Source organism: Streptomyces sp. NPDC050806, from assembly GCF_055586425.1.
Genome location: NZ_JBVJIF010000001.1, coordinates 574367 through 599358 on the forward strand (window position 1 = coordinate 574367; position 24992 = coordinate 599358).

The 24992-nt window shown below is 70.3% G+C and carries 20 protein-coding genes and 1 pseudogene; 7 read left to right on the forward strand and 14 right to left on the reverse strand.

The window, feature by feature from the left end; translation table 11 throughout:
• Positions 1 to 141: 141 nt before the first annotated feature.
• From ACZ6WH_RS02595 to ACZ6WH_RS02605, 3 genes and pseudogenes are all read right to left on the reverse strand, one after another.
• Complete coding sequence (locus ACZ6WH_RS02595) at positions 142 to 1164, reverse strand: CopD family protein (RefSeq protein ID WP_469725424.1); 1023 nt, start codon at positions 1162 to 1164, stop codon at positions 142 to 144.
• 141 nt (positions 1165 to 1305) lie between these two features.
• The gene (locus ACZ6WH_RS02600; RefSeq protein WP_469725426.1) at positions 1306 to 1995 is read right to left on the reverse strand and encodes an SDR family NAD(P)-dependent oxidoreductase; all 690 of its coding nucleotides are present in this window, start codon (positions 1993 to 1995) and stop codon (positions 1306 to 1308) included.
• Positions 1992 to 2883 (reverse strand): annotated as a pseudogene (locus ACZ6WH_RS02605) (NAD(P)H-binding protein). The gene ACZ6WH_RS02600 and the pseudogene ACZ6WH_RS02605 overlap by 4 nt, the downstream one beginning before the upstream one ends.
• A gap of 67 nt (positions 2884 to 2950) precedes the next feature.
• Here ACZ6WH_RS02605 and ACZ6WH_RS02610 point away from each other — a divergent pair.
• Positions 2951 to 3760, forward strand: a complete 810-nt coding sequence (locus ACZ6WH_RS02610; RefSeq protein ID WP_469725428.1) for a LysR family transcriptional regulator — start codon at positions 2951 to 2953, stop codon at positions 3758 to 3760.
• A gap of 32 nt (positions 3761 to 3792) precedes the next feature.
• Here the strand turns inward: ACZ6WH_RS02610 and lysA are convergent, their stop codons facing one another.
• Positions 3793 to 5127, reverse strand: a complete 1335-nt coding sequence (lysA, locus tag ACZ6WH_RS02615; protein ID WP_469725429.1) for a diaminopimelate decarboxylase — start codon at positions 5125 to 5127, stop codon at positions 3793 to 3795.
• Positions 5128 to 5291: 164 nt separating this feature from the next.
• Positions 5292 to 6110 carry a DUF4118 domain-containing protein gene (locus tag ACZ6WH_RS02620; RefSeq protein ID WP_469725431.1) on the reverse strand — a complete coding sequence of 273 codons (819 nt, stop codon included), beginning with the start codon at positions 6108 to 6110 and terminating at the stop codon, positions 5292 to 5294.
• A 337-nt stretch (positions 6111 to 6447) separates the two neighbouring features.
• Here ACZ6WH_RS02620 and ACZ6WH_RS02625 point away from each other — a divergent pair, with 337 nt between their 5' ends.
• From ACZ6WH_RS02625 to ACZ6WH_RS02635, 3 genes are read left to right on the forward strand one after another with little or no spacing between them, the layout of a single operon-like run.
• On the forward strand, positions 6448 to 6894 hold the full coding sequence (locus tag ACZ6WH_RS02625) for a MarR family winged helix-turn-helix transcriptional regulator (RefSeq protein WP_469725433.1): 447 nt from the start codon (positions 6448 to 6450) through the stop codon (positions 6892 to 6894).
• A complete protein-coding gene (locus ACZ6WH_RS02630; protein WP_469725435.1) occupies positions 6887 to 8305 on the forward strand; it encodes an MFS transporter in 1419 nt (472 codons plus the stop codon). The genes ACZ6WH_RS02625 and ACZ6WH_RS02630 overlap by 8 nt, the downstream gene beginning before the upstream one ends.
• Positions 8306 to 8340: 35 nt before the next feature.
• A complete protein-coding gene (locus ACZ6WH_RS02635) occupies positions 8341 to 8898 on the forward strand; it encodes a cysteine hydrolase family protein (protein ID WP_469726227.1) in 558 nt (185 codons plus the stop codon).
• Between the two features lie 8 nt (positions 8899 to 8906).
• On the opposite strand, the gene ACZ6WH_RS02640 is transcribed toward ACZ6WH_RS02635, so the two are convergent.
• On the reverse strand, positions 8907 to 9854 hold the full coding sequence (locus ACZ6WH_RS02640; RefSeq protein WP_469725437.1) for a LysR family transcriptional regulator: 948 nt from the start codon (positions 9852 to 9854) through the stop codon (positions 8907 to 8909).
• 109 nt (positions 9855 to 9963) lie between these two features.
• Here ACZ6WH_RS02640 and ACZ6WH_RS02645 point away from each other — a divergent pair, with 109 nt between their 5' ends.
• A complete protein-coding gene (locus ACZ6WH_RS02645) occupies positions 9964 to 10329 on the forward strand; it encodes a darcynin family protein (RefSeq protein ID WP_469725439.1) in 366 nt (121 codons plus the stop codon).
• Positions 10330 to 10376: 47 nt separating this feature from the next.
• On the opposite strand, the gene ACZ6WH_RS02650 is transcribed toward ACZ6WH_RS02645, so the two are convergent.
• Together ACZ6WH_RS02650 and ACZ6WH_RS02655 are read right to left on the reverse strand one after the other, a co-directional pair.
• A complete protein-coding gene (locus ACZ6WH_RS02650; RefSeq protein WP_469726229.1) occupies positions 10377 to 11633 on the reverse strand; it encodes an arginine deiminase in 1257 nt (418 codons plus the stop codon).
• 65 nt (positions 11634 to 11698) lie between these two features.
• The gene (locus tag ACZ6WH_RS02655) at positions 11699 to 13153 is read right to left on the reverse strand and encodes a basic amino acid/polyamine antiporter (RefSeq protein WP_469725441.1); all 1455 of its coding nucleotides are present in this window, start codon (positions 13151 to 13153) and stop codon (positions 11699 to 11701) included.
• A 235-nt stretch (positions 13154 to 13388) separates the two neighbouring features.
• On the opposite strand from ACZ6WH_RS02655, the gene ACZ6WH_RS02660 reads away from it, so the two are divergent.
• A complete protein-coding gene (locus ACZ6WH_RS02660) occupies positions 13389 to 14096 on the forward strand; it encodes a GNAT family N-acetyltransferase (protein WP_469725442.1) in 708 nt (235 codons plus the stop codon).
• A 15-nt stretch (positions 14097 to 14111) separates the two neighbouring features.
• Here the strand turns inward: ACZ6WH_RS02660 and ACZ6WH_RS02665 are convergent, their stop codons facing one another.
• From ACZ6WH_RS02665 to ACZ6WH_RS02685, 5 genes are all read right to left on the reverse strand, one after another.
• Entirely contained in the window at positions 14112 to 15257 is a 1146-nt protein-coding gene (locus tag ACZ6WH_RS02665; RefSeq protein WP_469725444.1) for an LCP family protein, read from the reverse strand.
• Positions 15254 to 17344: a bifunctional polysaccharide deacetylase/glycosyltransferase family 2 protein gene (locus tag ACZ6WH_RS02670; protein ID WP_469725446.1), complete on the reverse strand. Its 2091-nt coding sequence runs from the start codon at positions 17342 to 17344 to the stop codon at positions 15254 to 15256. Before ACZ6WH_RS02670 ends, ACZ6WH_RS02665 begins: the two co-directional genes overlap by 4 nt.
• 1136 nt (positions 17345 to 18480) lie before the next feature.
• On the reverse strand, positions 18481 to 20010 hold the full coding sequence (locus ACZ6WH_RS02675) for an ABC transporter substrate-binding protein (protein WP_469725447.1): 1530 nt from the start codon (positions 20008 to 20010) through the stop codon (positions 18481 to 18483).
• Between the two features lie 33 nt (positions 20011 to 20043).
• A complete protein-coding gene (locus ACZ6WH_RS02680; protein WP_469725448.1) occupies positions 20044 to 22155 on the reverse strand; it encodes a hypothetical protein in 2112 nt (703 codons plus the stop codon).
• 338 nt (positions 22156 to 22493) lie between these two features.
• Positions 22494 to 23858: an FAD-dependent oxidoreductase gene (locus ACZ6WH_RS02685; protein ID WP_469725449.1), complete on the reverse strand. Its 1365-nt coding sequence runs from the start codon at positions 23856 to 23858 to the stop codon at positions 22494 to 22496.
• Between the two features lie 221 nt (positions 23859 to 24079).
• Here ACZ6WH_RS02685 and ACZ6WH_RS02690 point away from each other — a divergent pair, with 221 nt between their 5' ends.
• Positions 24080 to 24346 (forward strand): hypothetical protein, encoded by a 267-nt coding sequence (locus ACZ6WH_RS02690; RefSeq protein WP_469725450.1) that lies wholly within the window; start codon positions 24080 to 24082, stop codon positions 24344 to 24346.
• A gap of 47 nt (positions 24347 to 24393) precedes the next feature.
• Here the strand turns inward: ACZ6WH_RS02690 and ACZ6WH_RS02695 are convergent, their stop codons facing one another.
• A complete protein-coding gene (locus tag ACZ6WH_RS02695; RefSeq protein WP_469725452.1) occupies positions 24394 to 24876 on the reverse strand; it encodes a DUF4231 domain-containing protein in 483 nt (160 codons plus the stop codon).
• Positions 24877 to 24992 lie beyond the last annotated feature (116 nt).

The window sequence follows — 24992 nt, forward strand, 5'->3', positions numbered from 1 at the left end:
CACGGACAGGGCCTTGCCGCAAGCCCCCCAGTGCGCTATAAGTTGAGAGTGGCAAGGAGTGGGTAGACCTCCTTGCCTTTCGTTTTTCCGCCTCGCTGCCGGGCCGCGCGCCTCGCCGCCGGTCCGGGCGCCTCGTCGCCGCTACCAGCGGATCGGCACCGGGAGGGCGGTGAGGAGCGCCGTGACCGCCACCGTCAGCCCGAGCGTGAGGACCTCGAAGCGGGCGGGAGTGCAGGCCGTGAGCGGGTCGGCGGCGTGCCGGAGCCGACGGCGTGCGCACAGCGCCAGTACGCTCGCCACCGCGACCAGCAGCAGTTTGACCAGCAGAGTGCGGCCGTAGGCGGTGCTCGTGAGCTGGTCCAGGACCGTGCCGGGCGGCATCCGCCGCAGCGTGCTGCACACGCCGGTGACGGTGAGCGCGATGAGCAGGCCGGCGGCGCCGCGCGCGTACCGGGCGAGCAGCTCCGCACCGGCCGCCGGCTCCCACGCACGCCACAGCCGCACCATGCGCAGGACGTGGAGGAGGCCACCCACCCACAGCGCGGCACAGGTGAAGTGGACGAGGGTCAGGGCCGAGCCGAGGAGCGGGCCGTCCTCCGTGGTCGGGTGCGCGCGCAGCGCCTCGGCCACGGCGATCGCGGCCAGCGGCAGCGCCTGTGCCGCGGGGCGGCGCGAGCGCGCGAGCAGGGCCGCCACGAGGAAGGCGTCCACACTCAGCAAGGCCAGCAGCCCGTCGCGTGTGCGGTAGAGATCGGCGAGGTCCAGGTCGGCGAGCCGGTACGGGACGAGGTTGCCGGCGGCGACGATCAGGGCGAGTCCCATCGCGGCCAGGGCGCCGACCAGCGCCGCCGACGTGGACCAGCCGCGTGGCAGCGGCGCTGGCGCCCGGGGGACGCGTCGCGCCAGCCACGCTGCGATCACCTCGCCGACCTGCGCACTCACCGCGGCGAACAGCAGCCAGCGGAGCAGTGTTACCCAATGGGCTCCGGGAGCCGCGGCCTCTCCCGTGCCGTGCAGTGCGGCTTGCGGGCCCACCAGCGCAATGACCGTGGCGACCGTGAACAGTACGAGCAGGGCCACGGAGCGCCCGGCGCCGGTGCGTACCGGCGCCGGGGTGGCCGCCGGTACGGCTTTGTCACCTGTCGTTGTGGTGGACGGACGCATGGCGGGCACCCCGGATACCTGTCGTCACGTACAAACCATTGCAGATGACGATATTGCTGGCCGACGGTGTGTTCCGCGTGCTGCTGCGCTGTCCGGGGGAGGTTTTCGGACAGCCGGAGAGGCGTGGCCACTCCGATGGCGCTACCAGGGCACGGTCTCGCCCCGGTGGTTGAGGTACTTCAGGCCCTGCTCGCCGCTGTGGCGGTCGATCGTGTCCGCCACACCGGGGATGGACTGCTCGATGGTCAGCGGTGCGTCCGGCCCGCCCAGTTCGGTGCGTACGTGGCCGGGGCACATGAGCAGCAGTGTGTGCGCGGCGTCGGCGTACCGTACGGCGTAGCTGCGCATCAGCTGGTTGAGGGCGGACTTGCTGGCGCGATAGACGTCCTGACCGCCCCTGGTGTTGAAGCCGACGCTGCCCTGGCGCGACGACATGACGCCGATGGTCCCGGCCGGCGTGACCAGCGACCGCAAGGACTCGATCACACGCATCGGGCTGAGCGCGTTCGTGACCATGACCTCGACGAACATCTCCGTCGGGACGTCGCCGATCGGGAGGTTGCCCCGCGTGATGCCGGCGTTCACGAACAGCAGGTCGAGGGTGCGTTCCGCCAGTCGCTCGCGCAGCGCGGCGATCTGTTCCGGCTGTGTCATGTCCAGCGACTCGACCGTGACACGGCCCCCGGACGCCTCGGCCAGGTCGTGCAGGCCCGTGCGCTCGTTGCCGCGTACGGTGCCGATGACGTCCCAGCCGCGGTGCGCGTACTCGGTGGCGAGGCCGAGCCCGAGGGTGCGGGATGCCCCGATGACGAGAGCGGTCTTCGTGCTCATGCCTGCACCTCCGGCTTCAGGGTCTGCTCGCACCACTCGCGGAAGGTCGTGGGGCTCGCGGTCTCAGGGGTGCGCCGCACGCCGTCGTCGAGGCCGTCGTCCTTGGCGCGCATCATGTCGGCGTAGCCCGCCACGAGCGCGTCTCCGGCCCCGCTCCCGGCGAGTGCGGCGCGGCAGTCGTCGAGCGACTGCCGCTGGTAGCTGATGGGGCGGCCGAGCACCTCGGACATGATGCGCGCCATGTCGTTCGAGGTCCTCGGGCCCCAGTACCGGTACCTCGCCCGTACCCGTCCACGAGCGGTCGAGCAGCAGCCCGGCGGCGGCCGCGGCGATGTCCCGGGTGGCGGCCAGCGGTGCCGCGCGGTCGGCGGCGAAGGTCTGGGTGAACACGCCGTTGTCGCGGATCGAAGCCACTTGCCCGAGCAGGTTGTCCATGAAGGTCGGGTTGGCGAGCGCCCGGTAGGCCACGCCCGTGCTTGCGATGAGGTCGTCCATGGCCAGCGACGCCGTCACATGGCCGGCGCGGCCGGCCACGGAAGTGCCGCGGCCGAGCGCCGAGACGCCGACCACGTGGCCGACTCCGTGAGTGGTGAACGCCTTCGCCGCGGCGCGGGTGAAGCCGGAGTACATGTCGTCCAGGCTCGGCGTCGGCGAAGCGGACGGGGCCACCCAGAAGACGGCGTCCGCGCCGGCGAAGGCCCGGTCGACGACCTCGGCGTCGCCGTGCGAGCCGGTGATGATGTCGACGCGTTCGCGCACCGTGTCGGGGAGCCGGGCGGGGTCGCGCACGATGACGCGCAGCTCATCGCCGCACGTGGGGGAGTCGTTGAGCAGGATGTCCAGGAGCCGGCCGCCGATCCGGCCGGTGGGAGTGGTGATGACGATCATGTGGTGAGTCTCGGGGCGTTCATTTGTGGCGTCCAATACCCTTCCTGACGATTGATACCTTGAGGGTATGGACCTCGATCTGCGTAAGCTCCGCTACTTCGTCGCGGTCGCCGAGCACCGCCACTTCGGCCGGGCGGCAGAGCAGCTCTACATTGCCCAGCCGGTCCTCAGCCGCCAAATCCGGGCCTTCGAGCAGGAGTTGGAGTGCACCCTGCTCGCGCGGAGCACTCGCAGCGTGGAGCTGACCGCCGCCGGGAAGCAGCTCTACGCGGAGGCGCAGACCATCCTCGCGACCGTCGGCGCCGCGGTGCGGCGCGTGCACGACGTCGGCAGGGGCATCCAGCGGCTCGTGGTCGCCTTCTCCCCGGGGCTGCATGTCTCCGATGCGATACGCGCCTTCACCTCGCGCCACCCGGACGTCGAAACCGACGTCGTCCCGGTGCGCTGGTGGGAGCAGGACGCGCCGCTCAGGGACGGACGGGCCCAAGTCGCATACATCAGGCGGCCGTTCGACGAGGCGGGGTTGCACCTCATCCCCATCGGCCGCGAGCCGAGGCTCGCCTGCATGCCCTCTACGCACCCACTGGCGGAACGCCGGAAGCTCACCTCCGCGGACCTCGACGGTGTGCGTATGCTCGACGCACCGACGCGGCGCACGTCCTCCCTTGAGGAGAAGTTCGAACTCATCGCCTCCGGGCACGGCATCGCGCTCGTCCCGCAGAGCGTCGCGCGGGCCTACTCCCGCCCCGACCTCGTCCACCTCCCCGTCACGGACGCGCCGGAGGTCGAGACCTGCCTGGCCGCCCCCGCCGACCGGCGCGAGAAACTCCTGCGCGACTTCCTGGAGGTCGCTACCGCGACGCTGCGGCGGGGGTGAGGGGTAGGGGGCGGCAAGGGAAGGAAGGCCCGCTATCCGGCGTCGCGGATGCTGAGATCGTCCCGGGTTTCCCGGCGTACCAGCAGCCGGGCCTTGCCGTCCGCGACGGCGACGACGGGTGGGCGGCCGACGAGATTGTGGGCGGAGGCCATGGACAGCTGGTAAGCGCCGGCAGCCGGAACGGCGAGGAGGTCGCCCGGGCGGATGTCGCCGGGCAGTTGGACGTCCGAGGCCAGGATGTCGCCGGCTTCGCAGTGTCGGCCGACCATGGTCATCCGCGCGGACCCGGCGAGCGAGAGCCTGCCGACCAGCCGGGGTGTGCAGCGCACTCCGTAGAGCGCGGGGCGGGGGTGGTCGCTCGTGCCGCCGTCCACGGTGACGAAGGTGCGCCCTTCGGTGTGTTTGACGCTGAGCACCCGGTGGACAACGACGCCGGCGGGTCCGACGACGGCCCGGCCAGGTTCGATGAGCAGCCGGGGCACGGGCAGCCCGACGGCCGCGCAGCCCTCGGACATCTCGGTGCGCAGTGTGCGGGCGAGCGCCGTGATGTCCAGGGCGGTCTCCTCCGGCCGGTACGGGATGCCGTGCCCGCCGCCCAGGTCCAGTTCGCGTGTGGTGTAGCCGTAGGAGCGGTGGATGTGGGACATGAGCCCGACCATGCGGCGCACTGCCGTGAGGTAGGGCTTGACGCTGGTGATCTGCGAGCCCAGGTGGCAGTGCAGGCCGGTCAGTTCCAGCTCCGGCTGGGCGAGGACGCGGGCGATGGCGTGCTGTGCGCTGCCGTCGGTCACCGAGAGGCCGGACTTCCGGGTTCCGGTGCCGGTACGCATCTTCTCGTGCGCGCCCGCGCTGACACCGGGCACGACGCGGACCAGCACCTTGACGGGCTCGTCGTGGATGCCGACGGCCGCCGCCAGCCGGGTGACCTCCGACAGGCTGTCGACGGTGACGCGGCCCACGCCGGTCCGCAGCGCGGCGTTCAGGTCCTCGGGGCTCTTGGCATTGCCGTGCAGGATGATGCGCTCCGGAGGTACGCCCGCCGCGACCGCGACCTCCAGCTCGCCCGCCGAGCAGACATCCAGGCCCAGGCCCTCCTCGGCCACCCAGCGGGCCATGGTCCGGCAGAGGAACGCCTTCGCCGCGTAGTGGATGTCGGCGTGCGGAAAGGCGTGCGCGTACGTGCGGCAGCGGTCCCGCACCTCGGCCTCGTCCAGCAGATACACCGGGGTGCCGAACGCACCGGCCGCCTCGGCGAGCGGTACCCCGCCCACCGCGAGGTCGCCGCACGGCAACGGGACGGTGGAGGCGGGCCACACGGACAACTCGTCAGCGTGTGACGCGTGGAGAGCGACATCCACTGTGGTCATGACGACGCTCCTGCATGAGGTGGGTGAAGGAAGGGCCCCGACGGGGGAGGGGCTGGGAGACCGGGGCCCGAGAACGCTGTGCCCGCGGTACCGGTGCACCGGACGCGCACTGACGCGTTGCTGACGGTTCGGCATCGTGTGCTGACGTGTTGTTGGCGGGTGGCTCAGTCGTTCCGCGGCTGCGCAGCCGTGTCCAGGGCCGAACCCGTCTGGTCGGCCAGTGTCACCGCGACCAGTCGTGCCTTCAGCGGGGGTACCGGGCCCGGCCCGGGGAGCAGCATGAACCTGCCGTAGTAGTGGCCGTTGCCCATGGCGCGCAGCTCGATCTCGCCCGCCGGCCAGCCGTCCTGGTCGACGTCCCAACGCGCGGGGCCGACACTCACACCGCCGTCCTGCTCCAGCCGCGCCGGCCGCCCGAGCAGGCTGCCGTACTCGAAGCGGCAGCCGCGCAGGCCGAGCAGTTCGGTGAGGCCCTCCCGTACGTGGTCGACGACGGCCTCCGGGGCCGCCCGTCGCCGTGCCAGCCGGGCCGTGTCGTGGATGCGGGCGAAATGCGCCGCGTCTGCCACCGTGGTGGCTTCCAACCGGTGTGCACGCGCCGCCAGTTGGGACACGACCAGCCCGACGACCAGCAGCAGGACGGCCGTCTCGATGTCCGCGGCGGCACCGATGGCGAACCGTTCGTACGGGCTGGTGAGGAAGAAGTCGAACCACGCGGCGGCGGAGAGTGCGGCGAGCGCGCCCGCCGCGCGGCTGCCGGCGGCCGCTACCGCGACCACCGCGACGACCAGGACCAGTGCCATGGTGCTGCTCGCCAACGCGGTACGGAACGGCGCCAGGGCCCCCGCGACCAGCAGCGGCAAGACGAACCCGGCCGCCGGCGCGAGCGGGCGCCGCATCGACGCGAAGCGCTGCCCCGTGCGTGTGGACGCGACGTGGTGCCGCATCGGCGCGGGGCGCCCTCGCATCGTCCAGTCGGCCATGATGCGCACCTCCTGCACTCGTCCCTGCCACCGGCCGCACCGCAGGGCATCTCCTACCGCCTGCATAGCACCGGACCGCCGTGTGCGCTCGACGGCCGGCAGGCCGGACCGGCAGCCATATGCCCAGCTCAGCAGCGGTTCCGGGAGACGCGGGGCGAGACGGCGCACCCGACCAGGCAATTCGCGGCTCCGCATGCGCATCCGGTCCTGACGCCTTCTTGTCGCCCGGCCCGGCGGCATTGACGTCCCCCTGACAGTGCCGCCCCGGGGTGTCTCGCCGGTCACTGTTGTGCAGGTAAAACTGTACAGCTAAGACTGTAGAAGTTAGCGTGGAGGCATGAGCGAGAACCCGACCCTGTCGCCCTCGGCCTTTCAGGCGTCGCTTGAGGTCCGCGCGGTCATCAGCCGCCTGCGGCGCCGCATCCTGAACGCTTCCGAGGCCGAGGACCTCACCCTGAGCCAGGCGACCGTCCTGGCCCGCCTGTCCGACAAGGCGGGCGTCACGGCCAGTGAGCTGGCCGCCACCGAGGGGGTGCGGCACCAGTCGATGACGGCCACGGTCGCCTCGCTCGCCGCGCGGGGGCTGGTGGAGCGCAGCCCCGACCCGGACGACGGACGGCGCCTGCTCATCGCGCTCACCGCGGAGGGCCGGCGTCGGGTGGCGGAGGGGCGGCAGGCCAGGACGGAATGGCTCGCCGGCCAGCTGCAGGACAAGTGCACGGAAGAAGAACGCCGGGCCGTGATCGCCACCATGGCCGTACTGGAGCGGCTGACCCATGACTGAGCCGGGGACGGACGCCAGGAGAGCGACGGACGAACCGGGCTTCGACCGGCGGCTGCTGCCGCCGATGATGCTGGGCTCGGTCCTGAACCCGATCAACTCGACGATCATCTCCGTCGCGCTCGTCCCCATCGGCGACGCCCTGGGCGCGCCCACCTCGCAGACCGCGTGGCTGGTCTCAGCCCTCTATCTGGCCACTTCGCTCGGGCAGCCCGTCGTGGGACGGCTCATCGACATCTTCGGGCCGCGCAGGCTGTTCCTCCTCAGTACCGGCCTGGTGGGCGTCGCCGGCATCGTCGGCGCACTGGCACCCGGCCTGGGGGTGCTGATCGCCGCGCGCGTCCTGCTCGGGTTCGGTACGTGCGCCGGTTATCCCGCCGCGATGGCACTGCTGCGCAGCGAGGCCGAACGCACCGGACGGGACAGCCCCGGCGGGGTGCTGACGGGGCTGGCAGTGGCCAACCAGACCATCGCCGTGATCGGCCCGCTGCTGGGCGGCCTGCTGATCGCGGTGGGCGGCTGGCGCACCACCTTCGCGCTGAACGTGCCGCTGGCCGTCGTGGCCGTGCTGCTGGGACTCTGGCGGCTGCCCAAGTCGGCCGGTACGGGCGAGTCCCCGCAGCGTGGCCGCCTGGCCGCGCAGCTCGACCTGCCCGGCATGGGCCTCTTCGCCGCGATGCTCGTCTCGCTGCTGCTGTTCCTGATGAACCTGCACCTGCGCGACTGGTACCTGCTGGTGATCGCCGCCGCCGCGGGAGCCGCGTTCGCGGTGCGCGAGCTGCGGGCCGCCACCCCCTTCATCGACCTGCGGGTGCTCGGCGGCAACACACCACTCCTGGCCACCTACGGACGCGCGCTCGTCGCCTACGTCGTCGCCTACGCCTTCCTCTACGGCTTCAGCCAGTGGACCGAGGAAGGGTACGGGCTGACGCCCTTCCACGCCGGACTGGTGCAGATCCCCATGTTCCTGCTGGCGATCGGTGTCTCGATCGTCTCCGGGCGGCGCGCGGGCGTACGCGGGAAGCTGCTGGTCGGCGCGGCCGGACAGATCGTCGCCTGCCTGGTGATGCTCACGCTCACCGGGCAGAGCCCATTGTGGACGCTGCTCCTCATCGCCCTCGTCTTCGGCGTCCCGCAGGGGCTGAACAACCTGGCTCTGCAGAACTCCGTGTACTTCCAGGCCGACCCCGAACGCACCGCCTCCTCGGCCGGGCTGCTGCGCACCTTCGCGTACATCGGCTCCATGGTCGCCTCCTCCGCGACCGCCGCATCCTTCGGCCGGCGCGCCGACACCGGCGGCATGCACCAGCTCGCCTGGGTCATGCTCGGCGCCGGCGTGCTGTACCTCCTGCTGACCGTCTTCGACCGCACCCTGGGCCGCCCGATGGCGATGAACGGTGCCACCCGCGCATGAAGGCACCACCGACGACAAGAAAGCAGGGCACCACCATGTCCCGTACCGCCCTCCTGCTCATGGACATCCAGGGCAACCACCTCGCCCACCTGCCCGACGACTACCTGCCCCGCGCCGTCCGGGCCCTCGACACGGCCCGTGCCGCCGGTGTTCCGGTCATCCACGTAGCACTTCGACTGCGACACGGGCACACCGACGCCCACCCCCGTAACAAGATCTTCGGTGCCCTTCCGCACCACCTCTTCACGGCCGACGATCCCGGCGCCGCCATACACCCCGATGTCGCCCCCGCCGACGGCGAGATCGTCGTCCACAAGAACCGCGTCAGCGCCTTCGCCGGCAACAACCTGCGGCAGATCCTGGCCGCCCAGGACATCGGCCACCTCGTCCTGGCCGGCATCTCCACCGGCGGCATCGTCCTCTCCACCGCCCTGCAGGCCGCCGACCTCGACCACCGGGTCACCGTCCTCTCCGACGCCTGCGCCGACCCCGACCCCGCCCTGCACGACACGCTGCTCAACGAAGTCCTGGCGCGCCGCGGCGAGGTCGCCACCATCGACGAGTGGGCCGGCACCCTGACCGCCGCCGGCTGACCACACGCCTACGGCCGGGTCCGGCAGAGGAGTGTCCGGCGGACCGCGTCGCGGAGCCAGCGGTGTGCTCCGTCGGCGGTGTGGCGGGGGTGCCAGGCCATCCCGATCGTCAGGGGTGGCAGTGGCAGGGGGATGTCGAGGAGGCGCAGGCCCAGGAGGGTGGCCTCTTCAGTGAAGGGCGAGGGACCGGCTCCGTGGGGCGGGGCGGGGACCAGCGCGACGATGTCGCTGCGGGCGGCGAGGGACAGTGCGGCCAGGTGACCGGGCAGGACGACGGCGACCCGGCGGCTCAGGTCGTGCTCCGCGAGGGCGGCGTCGACGGGGCCGGTGAAACGGCCGCGGCGGCTGACCACGGCGTGTTCGGCGGCGGCGAACCGGGCCGGGGTCAGGGGCCCTTCGGTCAGTGGGTGGCCGGGCCGGACGGCCGCCATCATCCGGAGGCCGACCAGCTCTTCGACCTCGGTCTCGGGGTCGACGTGGTCGATGGAGCCGACTTCCAGGTCGATACGGCCGTCGCGCAGTGCCGGACCGGCCTCCAGCTCTTCGGCGCGGAACCGCAACGAGACTCCCGGTGCCTCTTCGCGGGCCAGTTGCAGCAGGCCGGTGGCGAGGGCCGCACCGACCAGGTCGGCGGCTTGAAGAGTGAAGGTGGTGCGCAGCGTGGCGGGGTCCACGTCGCCGGCCGGGGTGAGGAGCGCGCCGAGGCGGCGTACGACCGTGGCGGCTTCGTCGCGCAGGGCCTGGGCCCGGGGAGTGGGCACCATGGTCTGCCCGGCCCGGACCAGGAGGGGGTCCTGGAGTATGCGGCGGAGGCGGGCCAGGGTGCGGCTCATGGCGGCGGGTGAGGTGTGCAGCCGGGCGGCGGCGCGGGTGACGCTCTGCTCGGCCAGGAGCGCGTCCAATGCGACAGCGAGATGGGCGTCGAAGACCGGCTCTGTGCTGTTCACCAGTGTCATTCCATTCCGGGCAATGATTCGTTGCTGAAGTTCCCATTGTGGCAACACCGCGGTCCTCCGCAGGATGTGGGCGTACCCCATGCCCATCCGACATCCGGAGGAACCCACCATGTCCGCTGCGGAAACCGCACCGCCCGTCACCGCGTTCATGCTCATCAAGACCACACCCGAGTGGCTCGCCATGACCCCCGAGGAGCGGGTGAACGCCTTCGCCACCGAGGTCGTGCCCGCCATCAAGGCCAGGACCACCGGCGTCCGCTCCCGCTTCTACGACACGGAGTTCTACTCCACCCACGTCACCGACGTCTGGGTCTGGGAGGCCGATGATCACCAGGCCTACCAGCTCCTCATCGACATACTGCGGGAAACCCCCTTCTGGGACCGCTACTTCGAGATCGTCGACCTCCTCGTCGGTACCGAGAACGGCTACGCCCGCACGTACGGTCTCGACCCCGTGGCCACCATCAGCACCTGAGGCAGCGCTCCAGAGGCCGGCCGGTGCTCCATAGGCCGACCGGGGTCTTAGAAGTCGACCGGGTCGCGGACGATCGGGCAGGTCATGCAGTGACCGCCGCCCCGGCCGCGGCCCAGCTCGGCGCCGACGATGGTGATGACCTCGACGCCGGCCTTGCGGAGCAGGGTGTTGGTCTGGGTGTTGCGGTCGTAGGTGAAGACGACGCCGGGTTCGAGGGCGACGGCGTTGTTGCCGCTGTCCCACTGCTGGCGTTCGGAGGCGTACACGTCACCGCCCGTCTCGATCACCCGCAGGCGGGGCAGGCCGAGAGCCCTGGCGACCACGTCGACGAACGGGGTCGAGCCTTCGTCGGTGAGGTGCAGACCGGATGCCTTGTCGCCGGGGCGCAGGGAGAAGGTGTGCACCGAGTCCATGATCTGGGGATACAGGGTGACGATGTCCCGGTCCGCGAACGTGAAGACCGTGTCCAGGTGCATGGCGGACCGCAGCTTGGGCATGCCGGCGACGATGACGTGCTCGGCGGCGCCCTGATCGAACAGCGCGGCGGCGACCTGCGTGATGGCCTGCCGCGAGGTGCGTTCGCTCATACCCATGAGGACGACACCGCGGCCCACCGGCATGATGTCGCCGCCCTCGAACGTGGCCTGGCCCCAGTCGAGTTCGGGGTCGCCCCACCAGACGGCCGAGCCCGTGAAGTCGGGGTGGAACCGGTAGACCGCCTTCATCAGGAGTGTCTCGTCGTGACGGGCCGGCCAGTACAGCGGGTTGAGGGTGAGGCCGCCGTAGAGCCAGCAGGTGGTGTCCCGGGTGTAGAGCGTGTTGGGCAGCGGCGGCATCAGGTACTCGCGGACGCCGGTCGACTCACGGGCGAGCGCGATGTAGGGCGAGCGGAATTCGTCCGGCAGATCGGCGGTGGCCAGGCCGCCGATCAGGTACTCGGCAAGCTGCCGCGGCTCCAGCGAATCCAGGAAGGCCAGGGTGCCGTCGATGAGGCCGAGCCCGACCTGGTTGGCGATGATCTTGCGGTCCAGCAGCCAGGACTTCGCCTCGGGAATCGCCATGGTCTCGGCGAGCAGCTCGTGCAGCTCGACCACGTCGACTCCGCGCTCGCGCAGTTTGCTGACGAAGTCGGCGTGGTCGCGCTGGGCGTTCTCCACCCACATCACATCGTCGAAGAGCAGGTCGTCGGAGTTGGTCGGGGTGAGCCTGCGGTGCGCGAGCCCGGGTGCGCAGACGAGGACCTTGCGCAGCCTGCCCACCTCGGAGTGGACGCCGTACGAGGAACTGGTCGGGGTGCTCGGCAGAGTCACGGTGGCCTTCCTGGGGATGGGGGACAGGGGTGTCGCAGGACGTTTCGGACCACGGACCGTCAGAGGCTGATCCAGCCGGTGACCAGCGCGATCACGCCGAGCACGGCACCGGCGACGGAGACGGCCAGAATGACGAGTTCACGCGGGGAGAAGAGGCGTCTGCCCTGCTCGCGGCGGGCCATCACGAACAGGATGGTGGCCGGCGCGTAGAAGATGAAGGAGAGCAGGAGGAACCGCAGGCCCGCCGCGTACACCAGGAACGCTGTGTAGAGCGTCGCGATGACGGCGATGGTCAGCTCGCCGCGCGAGGTGCGGCCGCCGACGGTGTGGTGCTGGGTGCTCGCGCCGATCTTGACGGCGAAGCCGGCCGCCAGCAGGTAGGGGATCAGCGACAGGGCGCTGGTGAGGTCGAGCGCAAAGTCGAACGCGTCGTTCGAGAACGCGGTGAGGACCAGTACGACCTGCGTGAGCACGGTCGTCATCAGCAGCGCGGGGAGCGGCACATCCGCATGGTTGGACCGGCGCAGGAAGCGGGGCATGTCGTCGTCCTTCGCCGCGACGAACAGCACCTCGGCCGCCATCAACGTCCAGGCCAGGTACGCGCCGAGCACCGACACGATCAGTCCGACGCTGATGAACACCTTGCCCCAGGTGCCCACCGCCGCCTCCAGGGCGCCCGCCATGGACGGCTGACGCAGTTCGGCGATCTCGCTCATCGGCAGGATCCCGTACGACACGATGGTCACCGAGGCGAAGATGGCGAAGACGCTCAGGAAGCCCAGGACGGTCGCCTTGCCGACATCGGACCGGCGTCTGGCGTGCCGCGAGTAGACGCTGGCCCCTTCCACACCGAGAAAGACGAAGACAGTGGCGAGCATGGTGCCCCGGACCTGACTGAACAGGGATCCGGCGTAGTCCGCTCCGCCGAAGTTGTCGGCGAACACATCGGCCCTGAAGTAGACCAGCGCCAGGACGATGAAGACCAGGATGGGGACGATCTTCGCCACGGTGACGATCCTGTTGATCGCGGCGGCCTCCTTCACCCCGCGCCGGATCATCAGGAAGAACGCCCACAGGCCGGCCGAGGAGAGCAGCACGGCCGGCGCGGTGTCGCCGTCGCCGAGGGCGGACCAGATGGTGCCGATCGTCGACATGATCAGCACCCAGTACGTCACATTGCCCACGCATGCGCTGGCCCAGTAACCGAACGCGGAGAAGAACCCCAGGTACTCGCCGAATCCGGCCTTCGCGTACGCGTAGACCCCGGCGTCCAGGTCGGGCCTGCGCACCGCCAGGGACTGGAACACGAAGGCGAGCATGAGCATGCCCGTACCCGCGACGGCCCAGGCGATGAGGGCACCCGCGACCCCGGTCTCCTCCGCGAAGCGCCGCGGCAGGGAGAACACCCCCGCGCCCACCATGGAGCCGACCACCATGGTGGCGAGTGTGAAGAGCGGCAGTGTGACCGGCGGCGGGGATTTCGCCGCAGGATCAGTGGTGGCGGCCTGCGACACGTCGTCCCTCTCGGTCGGGCGGTGGCTGCTCGCTCATCCGGACGCCGAGCGAGCCGTCCCATTTTGTAGCAGTTTGCCGGTAAGTCGCCGTTCATTCCTCAAGGCTCGGGCGTGGCGGTCCATACGCAGCCGCGTACCGCCGTGCGGCCGAGTAAGGGCGGGTGCGCCCAAGACGTGGTGACCTTCAGTGGCATGCTGGGCGACCGGCTTTCCCGTACGACACGAGAGGTTCCGCATGAGGGTGGACAGCGACGCCGTCGCGCTCGATGACCCGGTGGGCGCATCGCTCCGCGGCCACCACGCCCACCTGGCCCGCCGGCTCGGCCGGGCCGCCACCTACCTGCCGGGCGTCGCGACCTTCTCCGCGGTCCCCGCCGACGCGGACGCCACGGCATGGGCCGACCTCGCCCGGTTGCTGGGCCCGGGGCAATTCGCCGACGTGTTCAGCTGCCCGGCCACCCCGCCGGAGGACTGGGAGCCGGTCTTCTCGCTCGAAGGCCGCCAGCTGATCTGGTCCGGCAGCACCAGTCCGAGCAGCCGTGCCGCCGAAGCCGATTCCGGCGTGGTGGAACTGGACGAAGGCAGCATGCCCGAGATGCTCGACCTCGTCGAACGGACCCAGCCGGGACCCTTCTGGCCGCGCACCAACGAACTCGGCACCTACCTCGGCATCCGCGACAACGGCACGCTGGTGGCGATGGCGGGTGAGCGACTGCACCCGCCGGGACACACCGAGATCAGCGCGGTGTGCACCGCTCCGGAGGCCCGCGGGCGGGGCCACGCCGCCCGGCTGATCAGTGCGCTCGTCGCGCGCATCGTGGCGCGCGACGAGCGACCCTTCCTGCACGCGGTCGAGACGAACACCGGCGCGATCGCCCTCTACGAACGGCTCGGCTTCGAGACCCGCACTCACGTCACCTTCCGCGGGTACCGCACTCCGTGATCCCGGCGCACTCCGCTATCTCCTCGGGCGCTCCCTCGGCGTCGTCACCGGTCGGTCGTGTCGGAGTTCGTCGAAGAGTCTGCGGGACTGTTTCTCGTCCCAAGTGATGACGCTGCCCTTGGACGTGGGGACGCCGATGCCGGAGACGGGGACGTTGATCTGCTTGCCCTTGCCGCCGGAGACGCTCTGTACCGCACGGAACAGCGTCGTGAGGTCCCGCAGGCTCGTGTCCTTGTCGACGACGAGGGTGTCCAGGCCCGCATCGACGGTCGGACAGATCTCGGACGGGTCGAGGACGGTGCCGGGATCGGCGGCCTGGTGGGCGAGGGAGGAGAGGAATTTCTGCTGGTTCTTCGTGCGTCCCAGGTCGCCCTCGGCTTCCTGGTGCCGCTGGCGGACGAACGCGAGTGCCTGCTTGCCATTGAGGGTCTGACAGCCCTTCTTGAGGTCGGCGCCGGACTTCTTGTCCTTGATGCCGCGCTCCAGGCACATCCGGACACCGCCGACGGCATCGACGATGTTCACGAAGCCGGCGAAGCCGATCTCCGCGTAGTGGTCGATCCGCAGCCCGGTGTTGTACTCGATGGTGCGGGTGAGGAGTTGGGGGCCGCCGTAGGAGAACGCGGCGTTCAGCTTGTTCCCGGTGGGCCCCGAGGTCTTGCCCGTGGCCGGGTTGGTGTGGCCGGGCACGGTGACCCAGGAGTCGCGGGGGAGGCTGACCATGCTGGTGCCGTGGGCGCCGGTGTGCAGCACGATCATCGAGTCCGTGCGACGGCCGCCGCCTCCGCCCGCGTGCAGATCCTTCAGGTCGCCCCGAGAGAGCCCGTCGCGGCTGTCGGAGCCGACGATCAGGTAGTTGGTGCCCTTGCCGCGCGGCGGGCGGTCCCCGTACGAGTCGAGGTCGACGTCGCGGTTGAGCTTGGTGTCGGCCCACCCGTACGTGCCGACGGCGCCCGCGAGGACGGCGGCGACGAGGCCCAGCACGGCACGACCCAGCCGGCGCCGCTTCTTGGGCTTGCGGGCGTGGGCGCGCCTCGGCCCGTAGTGGGAGGAGGGGCGGCCGGCGTAATCCCCGGGGGCGACCGGCACGGCGTGGTGATGGTCGTGCGGGTCGTCCCGGTACGGGGGCTCCTCGGCCCACGGGGCGTGCGGTTCGCTCATCGTCCGACTCCCTCGCTCGTTCCGACTGCCTCGGTCAGACTCCGGTCCGGGGGCTCCGCCCGCAGGAAGGGGTCGGCGGTGCCGGCGCGGTGCATGCTGTGCCACTTCAGCCGGGTGCCGAGCAGCGCGGTGATCACCGACTGGATGACCACGAGGTACAGCAGCTGCCGGTAGACGAAGAGCTGAAGCGGCAGCGTCCACATCGCGCTCAGCTTCTCCCGGTCCAGCCGCAGCGCGTACCCGGCGGTGATCATCTGTATGACGAGGCAGCCGAGCCAGACGAGGACCGCCTGCGTCGGGTCCCGGAAGAGCACGCCGTACAGCGCGAACACGTCCACCACCGGTGCGAACAGTGGCAACAGGATCTGGAAGAGGCAGAGGTAGGAGAGCGCCCTACGGCCGAAGCGCCCGGCCGGCCCCATCTCGAAGACCGAGCGGCGGTGCTTCCACATGGACTGGAGCGTGCCGTAGCACCACCGGTAGCGCTGCCGCCACAGCTGCCCGAGCGAGCCGGGCACCTCCGTCCAGGCGACGGCCGACTGCTCGTAGGCGACGCGCCAGCCGGCCCGCCACAGTGACATCGTGAGGTCGGTGTCCTCGGCCAGGGTGTCATCACTGACACCGCCGATGCCCATCAGCGCGTCCCTGCGGAAGGCGCCGATGGCTCCGGGCACGGTCGGCATGCACTCCAGGACCTCGAACATGCGCCGGTCGAGGTTGAAGCCGATGACGTACTCCAGGTGCTGCCATCTGCCCAGCAGCCGGCGGCGGTTGCCGACCTTGGTGTTGCCGCTGACCGCGCCGACGGCCGGGTGCGCGAGCGGCTGGACGAGCCGCGTCAGTGCCTCCGGTTCGAATACGGTGTCGGCGTCGACCATCACGACGATGTCGTGCCGGGTGTACGCCAGCCCGGTGTTGAGGGCCCGGGGCTTGCCGCCGTTGGGCTGCCGTACCACCATCACACGGGGGTCGTCGATGCTCTCGGCGATCGCCGCCGTGCTGTCCGTCGAACCGTCGTCGATGACGACGATCTGCAGCCGCGGATGGCTGGAGGCCAGCAGCGAGTGGACGGTGGCGGCGATGCCCGCCTCCTCGTTGTACGCGGGCACCAGCACCGTCACCGGTTCGGTCACGGCCCTCAGCAGCGGTGTGCCGGGCCGGAACCGGTCCAGCCGCCGTACGTGGGCGCGGGCGAAGAGGACGAGCATGAGCAGCCGCAGCACGCTGAGGGCGCCCGCGACACCGAGGGCCCAGGCCATCACGGTGGTGAACGTGTGCCCGAGGTCCTGCGCCCGGATCAGCCCCTGGCCCGCCAGCCGCTGGGTGACAGAGGCCTGCGTGTGGTGGAACGGACGGCCGAGCCCGCCGGTGACGGTGGTGAACCGTTGTACGCTCCGGTCCCGCAGCAGTGCCTCCGCCTCGCGGTAGCCGAGCTCCGTCAGGCTGTACTGCCGCACCACTCCCCGCCACGGCTTCCGTGACTTGTAGTCGGCGGCCACCAGCAAGTAGCCCTGCTCGGCCGCCCGTTGGGCAGCGGCCCACTCGGCGCCGCAGAGGGTGTCGGCCCTCGTGGTGTGCGGCAGCCGAAGCAGCCGGGTGTTGACGCCCGCCGTGCCCGCCAGCGCGGTCTGCGTGAGGGACAGCTCCATGCGGGCGCGCAGGGGTGACGCGGCGCCGAGATCGCCGCCGGTGTAGGTGTACAAGCCGATCTCGTGCCCCTCGTCGACGATCCGCTTCATCAGCCCCGGGTAGCGGGCCACGCGCGAGCCGTAGACGAAGAACGTGGCCTTCACGTGGTACTTGCGCAGCAGGCCGAGCATACGCGGCGTCCACTCCGGGTCGGGTCCCCCGTCGAAAGTGAGCGCCGCGGTGCCGGCCGGCATGCGCGCCGTCTCGATCCGGCCGCCGCCGAGCCGGAGCACCGGGCTCCCGTTGTCCGCCTCGCGCGGGATGGGCGTACTGCACGGGCGCTTCGAGCGCGCCGCGTCGACTTCGTGCGTGGTCCACCCCTCGAAGGCGACGGCCGTGATGACCACGGTGAGGACGAGCAGCAACAGCGCCCAGTGCCCGCGCGGGGGCCGGCGCATCGCGTGCCGGCTCACCTCTCAGCGCCCCCGTGCGAGGCTCCGCCTCCGGCTCTGGAGGGCGGTGGGGTACGGCCGTGCCGGGGGCCGGAACGCTCGGCGGAGTCCGGCACGCGGGGGGTGTCGATGCGTTGTGCTCTGCCGGGGTCCGTACCGGGTTTCCCGGCGGCCGGACGGGCGGGGCCGGCCGGCCGTGGACCGGTGGTACCGGACGGCAGCGGGCCCTTCGTACTGGGCGGCTGCGACCCGACGGGCTGCCACAGCCCGCCGATGAGCATGCCGACGAGCGCCAGGTATCCGACGCACGCGCAGCCGACGGCAACAGCCAGGAGGCGCGAGAGCCTTCTGCGCCAGCCTGAATTGTCGATGAACACCGGGTGATGCGACTGTCCCTCGCGGCGCGAGAGGTGTGTCATGAGAGGGGCACGCCGCGCAGGTATGCCCTCCCCGCCCTCCTCCGCGTGTGATGGATGGGGGAAGCCCTCGACTTCCGGCATATGTGTGATGTGGGGAGCGCCTCGCACTCGGTTCTCCTGATCTGCGGCCGCGCGCACGGGGCCCTGTGTCGTGGGGGTGCCGGGCCGAAGCCCGGTGTGCACTGGGACGCGATACGCCGAGATCCGGGGAAAGATCCGAACTTTACGGATCGATCCCCGTAGGTGCGCATGCGATAGTGGCCTTCCCCGCAGGTCGGGAAGGCCACGTGAGTACGCGTTTCGGCACGCTCGGCGGCAACGTCCAGTGGCTATTCGCTGCTGGTGCCTTCCACGACGCGTCTGGCGCGGTGACATCCGGCGAAGGGCGCGCGGATCGCGCTCCGGGCTTCGCCGGCCGCCGCAGGTTTGGAGATATGGGGGGTGGTGCCTCGCACTGGGTGCTCCTCGTTCCCGGCCGCGGGGTGCGGCCGTACGCGTGGGGGTCCCGGGCCGTATCGCACCCGGGTCGTACTGGAACGGGCATGCGCCTTATGCAACTTGGCGCACACCTGCGCCAGACGGTGCCAGTAAAAGGCCTGCTGGGGGAGGGGGAGCAGGAGAGTGTTACCGCAGCTTTACCTCTGCCGCCCGCGCTCCGCGTGCCACCCGTCCCCTTTCCGCACCCCTCTCACCGTTTCGGCGGAGATGACGGGTAGGCGGCCCTCACTCGGGTGCGTACGGTTTGCCGTTGCTGGCGGAGACACTGATGGACCGCGTGGTGCCGTCACTGTCGATCTCGATGATGGGGATGGCCTTGCGCTGGGGGCTGCCGTTGTTCTGGAGCGAGATCCAGCCGCTCGCTCCGGGGACCGCATTGGCGCCGTTGATCGTCCTCAGCATCTGTACGACGGCATCGCGCTCGATCGCCTGGTCGGAGTTCTCCAGGTGGACGGATTTCCTGATCGTCGCGACGGCGGTCAGTACCGCGTCGTAGCCCATGATGGCCTGGCCGTCGTCGAGCGTGTCGTCCTTGAACGTCCTGGTGAACTTCCCGCCTTCCTGGAAGGGGACGATGGCGTTCTTGTCGAAGATCTGCGGTGCCTTGTCCCAGGCTCCGGGGTGGGCGAGGCCGGTGAAGAGAAGTCTGATGTTCCCGTTCCGCAGCGCCAGCTTGACGTCGTCAAACCCCTCCGACTGCGCTGCCTGTGACACATCGTCACCCGACAGGACCGTGATTTTCCGGTCGGACTTGCAGCGGCGGTTGGCGAGCGGCGCGAGGAAGTCCGGCAGGTCGCGGCCGCGGCCGGCGAAGTAGACGACGCCGGGCGGATCCAGGCACAGGTTGGGCATCTGGTTGTTGAAGTAGGTGGCGAGCTGGGACTTGGAGGAGTTGTACTGCATGGGTTCCGGGAAGGCGAGCCGGTCCTCGGGGAGTTCGGCGCCGAACCGTGAGGCAAGCGTCTTGGTGTAGAGGTCGTTCTTGTTGGCGTCCTGGACTATGAGCACCTTGTCCTTGCGGTGTTCCTTCGTCAGGAATTGCACTGCCGCCGCCGCCTCATCGGCGTTCGGCGCGGCGACCCGTACCAGTCCGTCGTTCTTCTCCAGCTCGTCGGCGGTGATGACGGATCCGAAGGCCGCGATGTCGAGGTCGTTGAGTTTGGAGATCATCGCGTTGGTGCCGGTGAGGCTGGTGCCGAGACCGGCGGCGGCGACGATCCGGTCGGGACCCCGGCGTGCCTTGATCCGGTCGAGGGTGTAGTCGCGCTGCGCCTTCTCGGTCCCGGTGTCGCCGAGGAGCAGCCGGATCTGGGGCGTCTGGCCGTGGCCGCGTCCGTGATTCACCTCGTACTGTGCGGTGTACGCGCCCTCCACCTCATGGCGGATGGATTCGGTGGTGTTGCTGTCCCCCCGGACCGCTTTCATGCTCAGGAGGTACGCGACGCTGACGTACGGCCTGCCGTTCCGCTTGGCGGCCTCGTCGGTGACCCGCCGGTTCTCCTTCTTGATGAGGTCGTAGACATGGCGCAGGTCCTTGGTGAACGGATAGCTGCCGTCGGTGAGGCCCACACAACGTGTGCCGCCGGCCGCCTCGATGCGTTTCACGTTCTCGGCGCAGTCGGTGGACTCCGGCTGCACGAGCCAGGTGATGCCACCGCCGACGAGAAGCAGGGCGGCGATGACGGCGGCGACGTACCGCCACCGGGGAATGGGGACATCGTCGTCGGGCCGGTCCAGTGCGTGCGGCGTCGCCATCGTGCTGTCGCCTCCTGTCGGCGGGGAACGCGGTCAGGGCCGCGGTTCGTACCTCTCGGCTTCTCTGAGGAGGCCGGCGGCACTGCTGTGGGGCAGCGCGGTGAGCCTGTGGAACATCGCCGCGATGGTGGAGTTGAGCTCGGGCGTGGAGTTGGCGACCCGGTTGCGGGGGTCGGCGGCCAGCCACAGGGCTGTCACGAGCATGGTGAGCGACCAGTGCTCGTCCAGGGCCGCGGGCGCCAGCCGTCTGGCCAGGTCGCGCACCCGGTCGGAGGGGGTGGGCTCCCGTTCGCCGCGTGGGTGGGGAGGTTCCGGGAGGAGCATGGGCGCCGCGGTGATGGCGTACAGCTCGTACAGCCACTGGTCGGTTCCGGGCAGGGCCATGAACTGTCCGGCGAGGTGGGCGACGACCTTGTTGAGGTCGTTGAGGGCGAGGGAATGGTACAGGGCGTCGAGCCGGTGCTGCTGGGTCTGCGGCTCGCGCCGATGCCAGTCGCGCAGGGCCGTGTGCGTGGTGGTCCAGCCGGACGGCCCGTCGGGCTCGTGCCGGCCCAGGGCCTGGAGGAGCACCAGCCGCAGCCATGGATGGAGCACGGCCTCCGGCCTGTTCTCCGGCCGCTCCCGGCAGTGCTCCAGGTAGCCGCTGCCCTGGCCGCCGCGTGTGTTGGCGTCCTCGGGGACCGGGGGAATCAGCCAGAGCCGCCCGTCGATGTCCCTGCGCAGAGTGTCCTTGGTGAGCTGGTCGTACTCCTCCAGAACGCCGGCGTCGACAGCCGATTCAAATGCGCGCGCGGCGGAGCAGACCACGAGCGCGGACCGCTGTCCCTCGGACAGATCGCGCAGGAGGTACTGGCGCGCGGCTTCGTCCAGCGCCATGGACGCGTCCGGAGCCGTGGGATCCGCGGCGCCCGTCGAGTCCTCCGGCGCGTCCGGGGCCGGCGGGGAGTGTTCCAGGATGTGGCGCAGCTCGGCGGCCCCGCCACCGCGCTCGACGACGATCGCGTACGTGGCGTCGAGCAGGACCCGCGCGCTCCACGGATGCCCGTAGGACAGACGGTGGATCAGCGGGGTCGCATGGACCAGCGCGGACGCCGCCTGCTCGGCCAGCGTGGTGACCTCCGGTTCTGTCAGGTCGCGCAACTGCACCGGATACCAATGCCACTTGGTGGTGGAGGCGGGTTGCGGAATGCTCTGCTTCCAGTCGCCGTACGAGGCCTCCTCCGGGGTGCGGATGCGCAGCTCGGCCGGGAAGTCGGGGGCGTAGGGACCGGGCACGCTGCGGGCGTTGGCCGCGGTCGCGACGACGAGCAGCGGATCGTGACCCCGGCTCGATGACGCGTTGGCCTCCCGGATGCGTACCAGGAGGTCGAGGAACTTACGGCCTTGCGTCGCGTCGATGTTGTCCAGCAGCACGACGCACTCCCTGTCGCGCGGATGCCGTGCATAGTGGTCACGGAGATCCTCCAGGAAGGCTCCGCACAGCAGCCGGTCGACCTCCTCGACGTCGGCCGGTGCCTCGCTCCTGGCCAGCTCGTTCAGCTTCATCAGCGCGTCGACCGGCCGGTTCGGGCTGTCGGCGTACCAGGTCAGCCCGGTACGCCACATCATGGTGACGGGGAGCCTCGGGAGGCCGAACTGGACGAGTTTCAGCACCAGGTTGAGGCCGGGCAGCTGGAGGACGTTGAGGTCCTGGAGGAGGCTGACCCCCTCGACGACCCCGTTGACCCTCTCGTACGCCTCCGTGCTCTCCTTCGCCTGGCGCAGTGCCCGCTTGAGTTCGGCTCGCACACGCCGTGAGTCCGCACTGTCGAGGGTGATTTCGGCGCGCGCGACGAGCAGCCCGAGTGCCAGTCGCGGGAAGTGGACCGCCGGCTGCCGGGGGAGCCGGTAGGACAGGCCGAGGGCGAGCCGGGCCGCCACTTCGTGCGGCCTCTTGGGCACGGCCGAGGCGAAGTCGTAGAACGCGTTGGGTCTGTTGGACGCCAGGTAGCCGAGCCATTTGAGGCCGGTGGTCTTGCCGCTGCCGCGTCTGCCGAGCAGTGTGATGACCGGTAACTCCCGGGCACTCTCCTGGCGTGTCCGGCACTCCTGGAACAGCCGGACGACATCCTTGATCCCCTGCGGATGTTCTCTCGGTACGGCCAACCCGTCGACCTCCCCCGCCGCGCCTTCTGCAGGCCCTGAGACCCTTTACCCCGCCGCGCTGCTCTCCTACCCCTCGGGTCCCTCCTCGCTGTTCCTCACCGGTCCAGCCCCTGCGTCCGTCTCGTACCGCCGCTACGTGCGCATGCCATCGTTGCGTCAAGTCGGGCGCGGGGAGGGGAGGGTGATGTTTTTGTAATCAACTTCGCGGGCGGGGTGGTACCGCGTACGGCGCGCTGATGCCGGGCCGACACGCGGCTGCCGCAGGCGCGGCGGCTCGCAACTGAGCCCGTGGCGGGGCCGGTGCGGATGTCACCGGCCCCGCCACGGGCCGTTCTCTCTCAGGCGCGGCTGGCCTTGAGCATGTCCTCGCGCTCCACGACCTTGATCCGCTCGCGGCCGGTCGGCTCGCCGAGCGACCGCTCGTGGGCGTCCAGGTGGTGCCAGCCCTCCCAGGTGGTGTAGCGCACGGAGCGCTCCTCCAGGAGCCGGACGATCGCCTCGGGGTCCGGCGTCTCGGGCTCGGGCAGCCGGCCCGCGGCGTGGTCGGACAGGAACGAGGCCACGGTCTCGTTGGCGTCGCCCTTGGTGTGGCCGATCAGGCCGACCGGGCCGCGCTTGATCCAGCCGGTGACGTAGATCGAGGTGATCGGGGCACCGGCGCCGTCGACGACCCGTCCGGCCTCGTGCGGCACGGTGCCGGAGACGGTGTCGAAGGGCAGCTTGGGCAGCTCGTCGGAGAGGTAGCCCACCGCCCGGTAGATGCCCTGCAGGTCCCAGTCACGGAACTGCCCGGTGCCGCGGACGTTGCCGGTGCCGTCCAGCTCCGTACGCTCGGTCCGCAGCCCCACCACACGGCCGTCCTCGCCGAGGATCTCCACGGGCGACTCGAAGAAGTGCAGGTGGAGGCGGTGCGGCCGGTCTCCGGGGTCGCGGATGGCCCACTTCTCCAGCGTGGCGGCGACCATGTCGGCCTGCTTGTTGTTGCGCCGGGTGGCTATGGACCCGTCGTCGTACTCGATGTCCTCGGGGTCCACGATGACCTCGATGTTCGGCGAGTGATCGAGCTCACGCAGCTCCATCGGGCTGAACTTGGCCTGGGCGGGACCGCGCCGGCCGAAGACGTGGACCTCGCGCGCCTGGTTGGCGGCCAGGCCGTCGTAGACGTTCTGCGGGATCTCCGTGGGCAGCAGCTCGTCGGCGGTCTTGGCCAGGACCCGGGCGACGTCGAGCGCGACGTTGCCGACACCCAGCACGGCGACCTTCTCCGCGTGCAGCGGCCAGGTACGCGGCACATCGGGGTGGCCGTCGTACCAGGAGACGAAGTCGGCCGCCCCGTACGAACCGTCCAGCTCGATGCCGGGAATCTTCAGGTCGCGGTCGGCGCTGGCGCCGGTGGAGAAGATCACCGCGTCGTAGAAGCGGCGCAGGTCCTCGAGCGTCAGCTCGTCCGGGTAGGAGACATTGCCGAAGAGACGGATCTGCGGCTTGTCGAGGACCTTGTGCAGCGCCGTGACGATGCCCTTGATCCGGGGATGGTCGGGCGCGACACCGTAGCGGATCAGGCCGAAGGGCGCGGGCATCCGCTCGAACAGGTCGATGGACACGCCCGGGTCGAGGGCGGCGTCGGACTTCAGCAGAGCGTCGGCGGCGTAGATGCCGGCAGGGCCGGCGCCTACGACGGCCACCCGGATGGGGCGTGGCATGGAACGGGACTCCTTCATACAGCGGAGGCGGCGAGGCACACAGATACTACTTAGGCAACCCTAACTTACAATGATCCCAAATCCATACGCGGGTCTCAGTTGCTGAGAAGCAACCCGTCCGGGGAGAAGCAACCCGTCCGGGGGCGCGATGGTCCTATGGGATGTCGTACTCGCAGTGCCGTGCACGCCACGCACGCCACACACATGGGAAGGGTGCAGTCATGGAGATCGACCCCGGCCTCTGCCTGGACGTTCCGGAGGGCTTCGACGACTCGGACGAAGAGAGTCAGGTGCATCCGATGGCCAGGAAGCTCTTTCCCGTCGCCACCGCCGCAGAGGCTTTCCGGCAGGCTCATGAGTGGGTGAAGGAGAACAACGTCCATCTGGTCGACGTCTCATGGAAGCACGTCGAAGGCGAGCCCTACCGCTATGAGCTGTGCGTCTACTTCACGTTCGAGCCGGACCCTCCGGAGCCTGAGGACGCCTGAGGGCCGGAGCCGGGGCCGGCGCTGTGGGCCTCGCACCCTTCGCACCTCTACGCGTTGGTCGATGGTGCGGGTTCCCGGCGGTGCTCCAGCCAGGTGCGGCTCAGGTCGTTCCAGATCGCCTGATACCGCTCGAAGATCTCGCTGAGCTGGTCGAATGTGAGCTCGTCGGCGGCCGTCGACACCATGAGGTATTCGAGTTCATCGGCAAGGCGCTGGAACCGGTACTGCGCTTCCTCCATGAGCACCCACCGGGAGCGCCAGTTGAAGAACGGTTCTACGGCTCCGAGCAACGTCACCAGCGCCACACATGCCAACGCGAGGCCGGCCCACGTGTTGAGATCCTGCAGGCCCAGAATGACGGTGGACGCGGCGGACAGTACGAGCGTCGCCACCTTGGTGGCGGAGGCGCTTCGACTGAACCGCTTCTTCTTGCCGCGGGCGTATCCGTTGCCCTGACGTATCTTGTCCAGCAGGAAGGCTGCTGCCTCCCTCGGGCTGGAACCGACGCCTGGCCCGCTGTCCGGCCGCACTCCGCCCCCCAAGCTCTGTCGCCGCCTCGCAGCCCGCTCCCCGGCAGGCGCTGACCCGGCATACGCGGTTCCCCGGCGTCACCCACGATAGCCCCCTGCTGCAGACCTGCCGCAGA

Bases quoted from the DNA above. Each gene is read 5' to 3' on its own strand.
- ACZ6WH_RS02595 (WP_469725424.1), bottom strand. From the start codon at position 1,164: ATGCGTCCGTCCACCACAACGACAGGTGACAAAGCCGTACCGGCGGCC.
- ACZ6WH_RS02600 (WP_469725426.1), bottom strand. From the start codon at position 1,995: ATGAGCACGAAGACCGCTCTCGTCATCGGGGCATCCCGCACCCTCGGG.
- ACZ6WH_RS02610 (WP_469725428.1), top strand. From the start codon at position 2,951: ATGGACCTCGATCTGCGTAAGCTCCGCTACTTCGTCGCGGTCGCCGAG.
- lysA (WP_469725429.1), bottom strand. From the start codon at position 5,127: ATGACCACAGTGGATGTCGCTCTCCACGCGTCACACGCTGACGAGTTG.
- ACZ6WH_RS02620 (WP_469725431.1), bottom strand. From the start codon at position 6,110: ATGGCCGACTGGACGATGCGAGGGCGCCCCGCGCCGATGCGGCACCAC.
- ACZ6WH_RS02625 (WP_469725433.1), top strand. From the start codon at position 6,448: ATGAGCGAGAACCCGACCCTGTCGCCCTCGGCCTTTCAGGCGTCGCTT.
- ACZ6WH_RS02630 (WP_469725435.1), top strand. From the start codon at position 6,887: ATGACTGAGCCGGGGACGGACGCCAGGAGAGCGACGGACGAACCGGGC.
- ACZ6WH_RS02635 (WP_469726227.1), top strand. From the start codon at position 8,341: ATGTCCCGTACCGCCCTCCTGCTCATGGACATCCAGGGCAACCACCTC.
- ACZ6WH_RS02640 (WP_469725437.1), bottom strand. From the start codon at position 9,854: ATGACACTGGTGAACAGCACAGAGCCGGTCTTCGACGCCCATCTCGCT.
- ACZ6WH_RS02645 (WP_469725439.1), top strand. From the start codon at position 9,964: ATGTCCGCTGCGGAAACCGCACCGCCCGTCACCGCGTTCATGCTCATC.
- ACZ6WH_RS02660 (WP_469725442.1), top strand. From the start codon at position 13,389: ATGAGGGTGGACAGCGACGCCGTCGCGCTCGATGACCCGGTGGGCGCA.
- ACZ6WH_RS02665 (WP_469725444.1), bottom strand. From the start codon at position 15,257: ATGAGCGAACCGCACGCCCCGTGGGCCGAGGAGCCCCCGTACCGGGAC.
- ACZ6WH_RS02670 (WP_469725446.1), bottom strand. From the start codon at position 17,344: ATGCGCCGGCCCCCGCGCGGGCACTGGGCGCTGTTGCTGCTCGTCCTC.
- ACZ6WH_RS02675 (WP_469725447.1), bottom strand. From the start codon at position 20,010: ATGGCGACGCCGCACGCACTGGACCGGCCCGACGACGATGTCCCCATT.
- ACZ6WH_RS02685 (WP_469725449.1), bottom strand. From the start codon at position 23,858: ATGCCACGCCCCATCCGGGTGGCCGTCGTAGGCGCCGGCCCTGCCGGC.
- ACZ6WH_RS02690 (WP_469725450.1), top strand. From the start codon at position 24,080: ATGGAGATCGACCCCGGCCTCTGCCTGGACGTTCCGGAGGGCTTCGAC.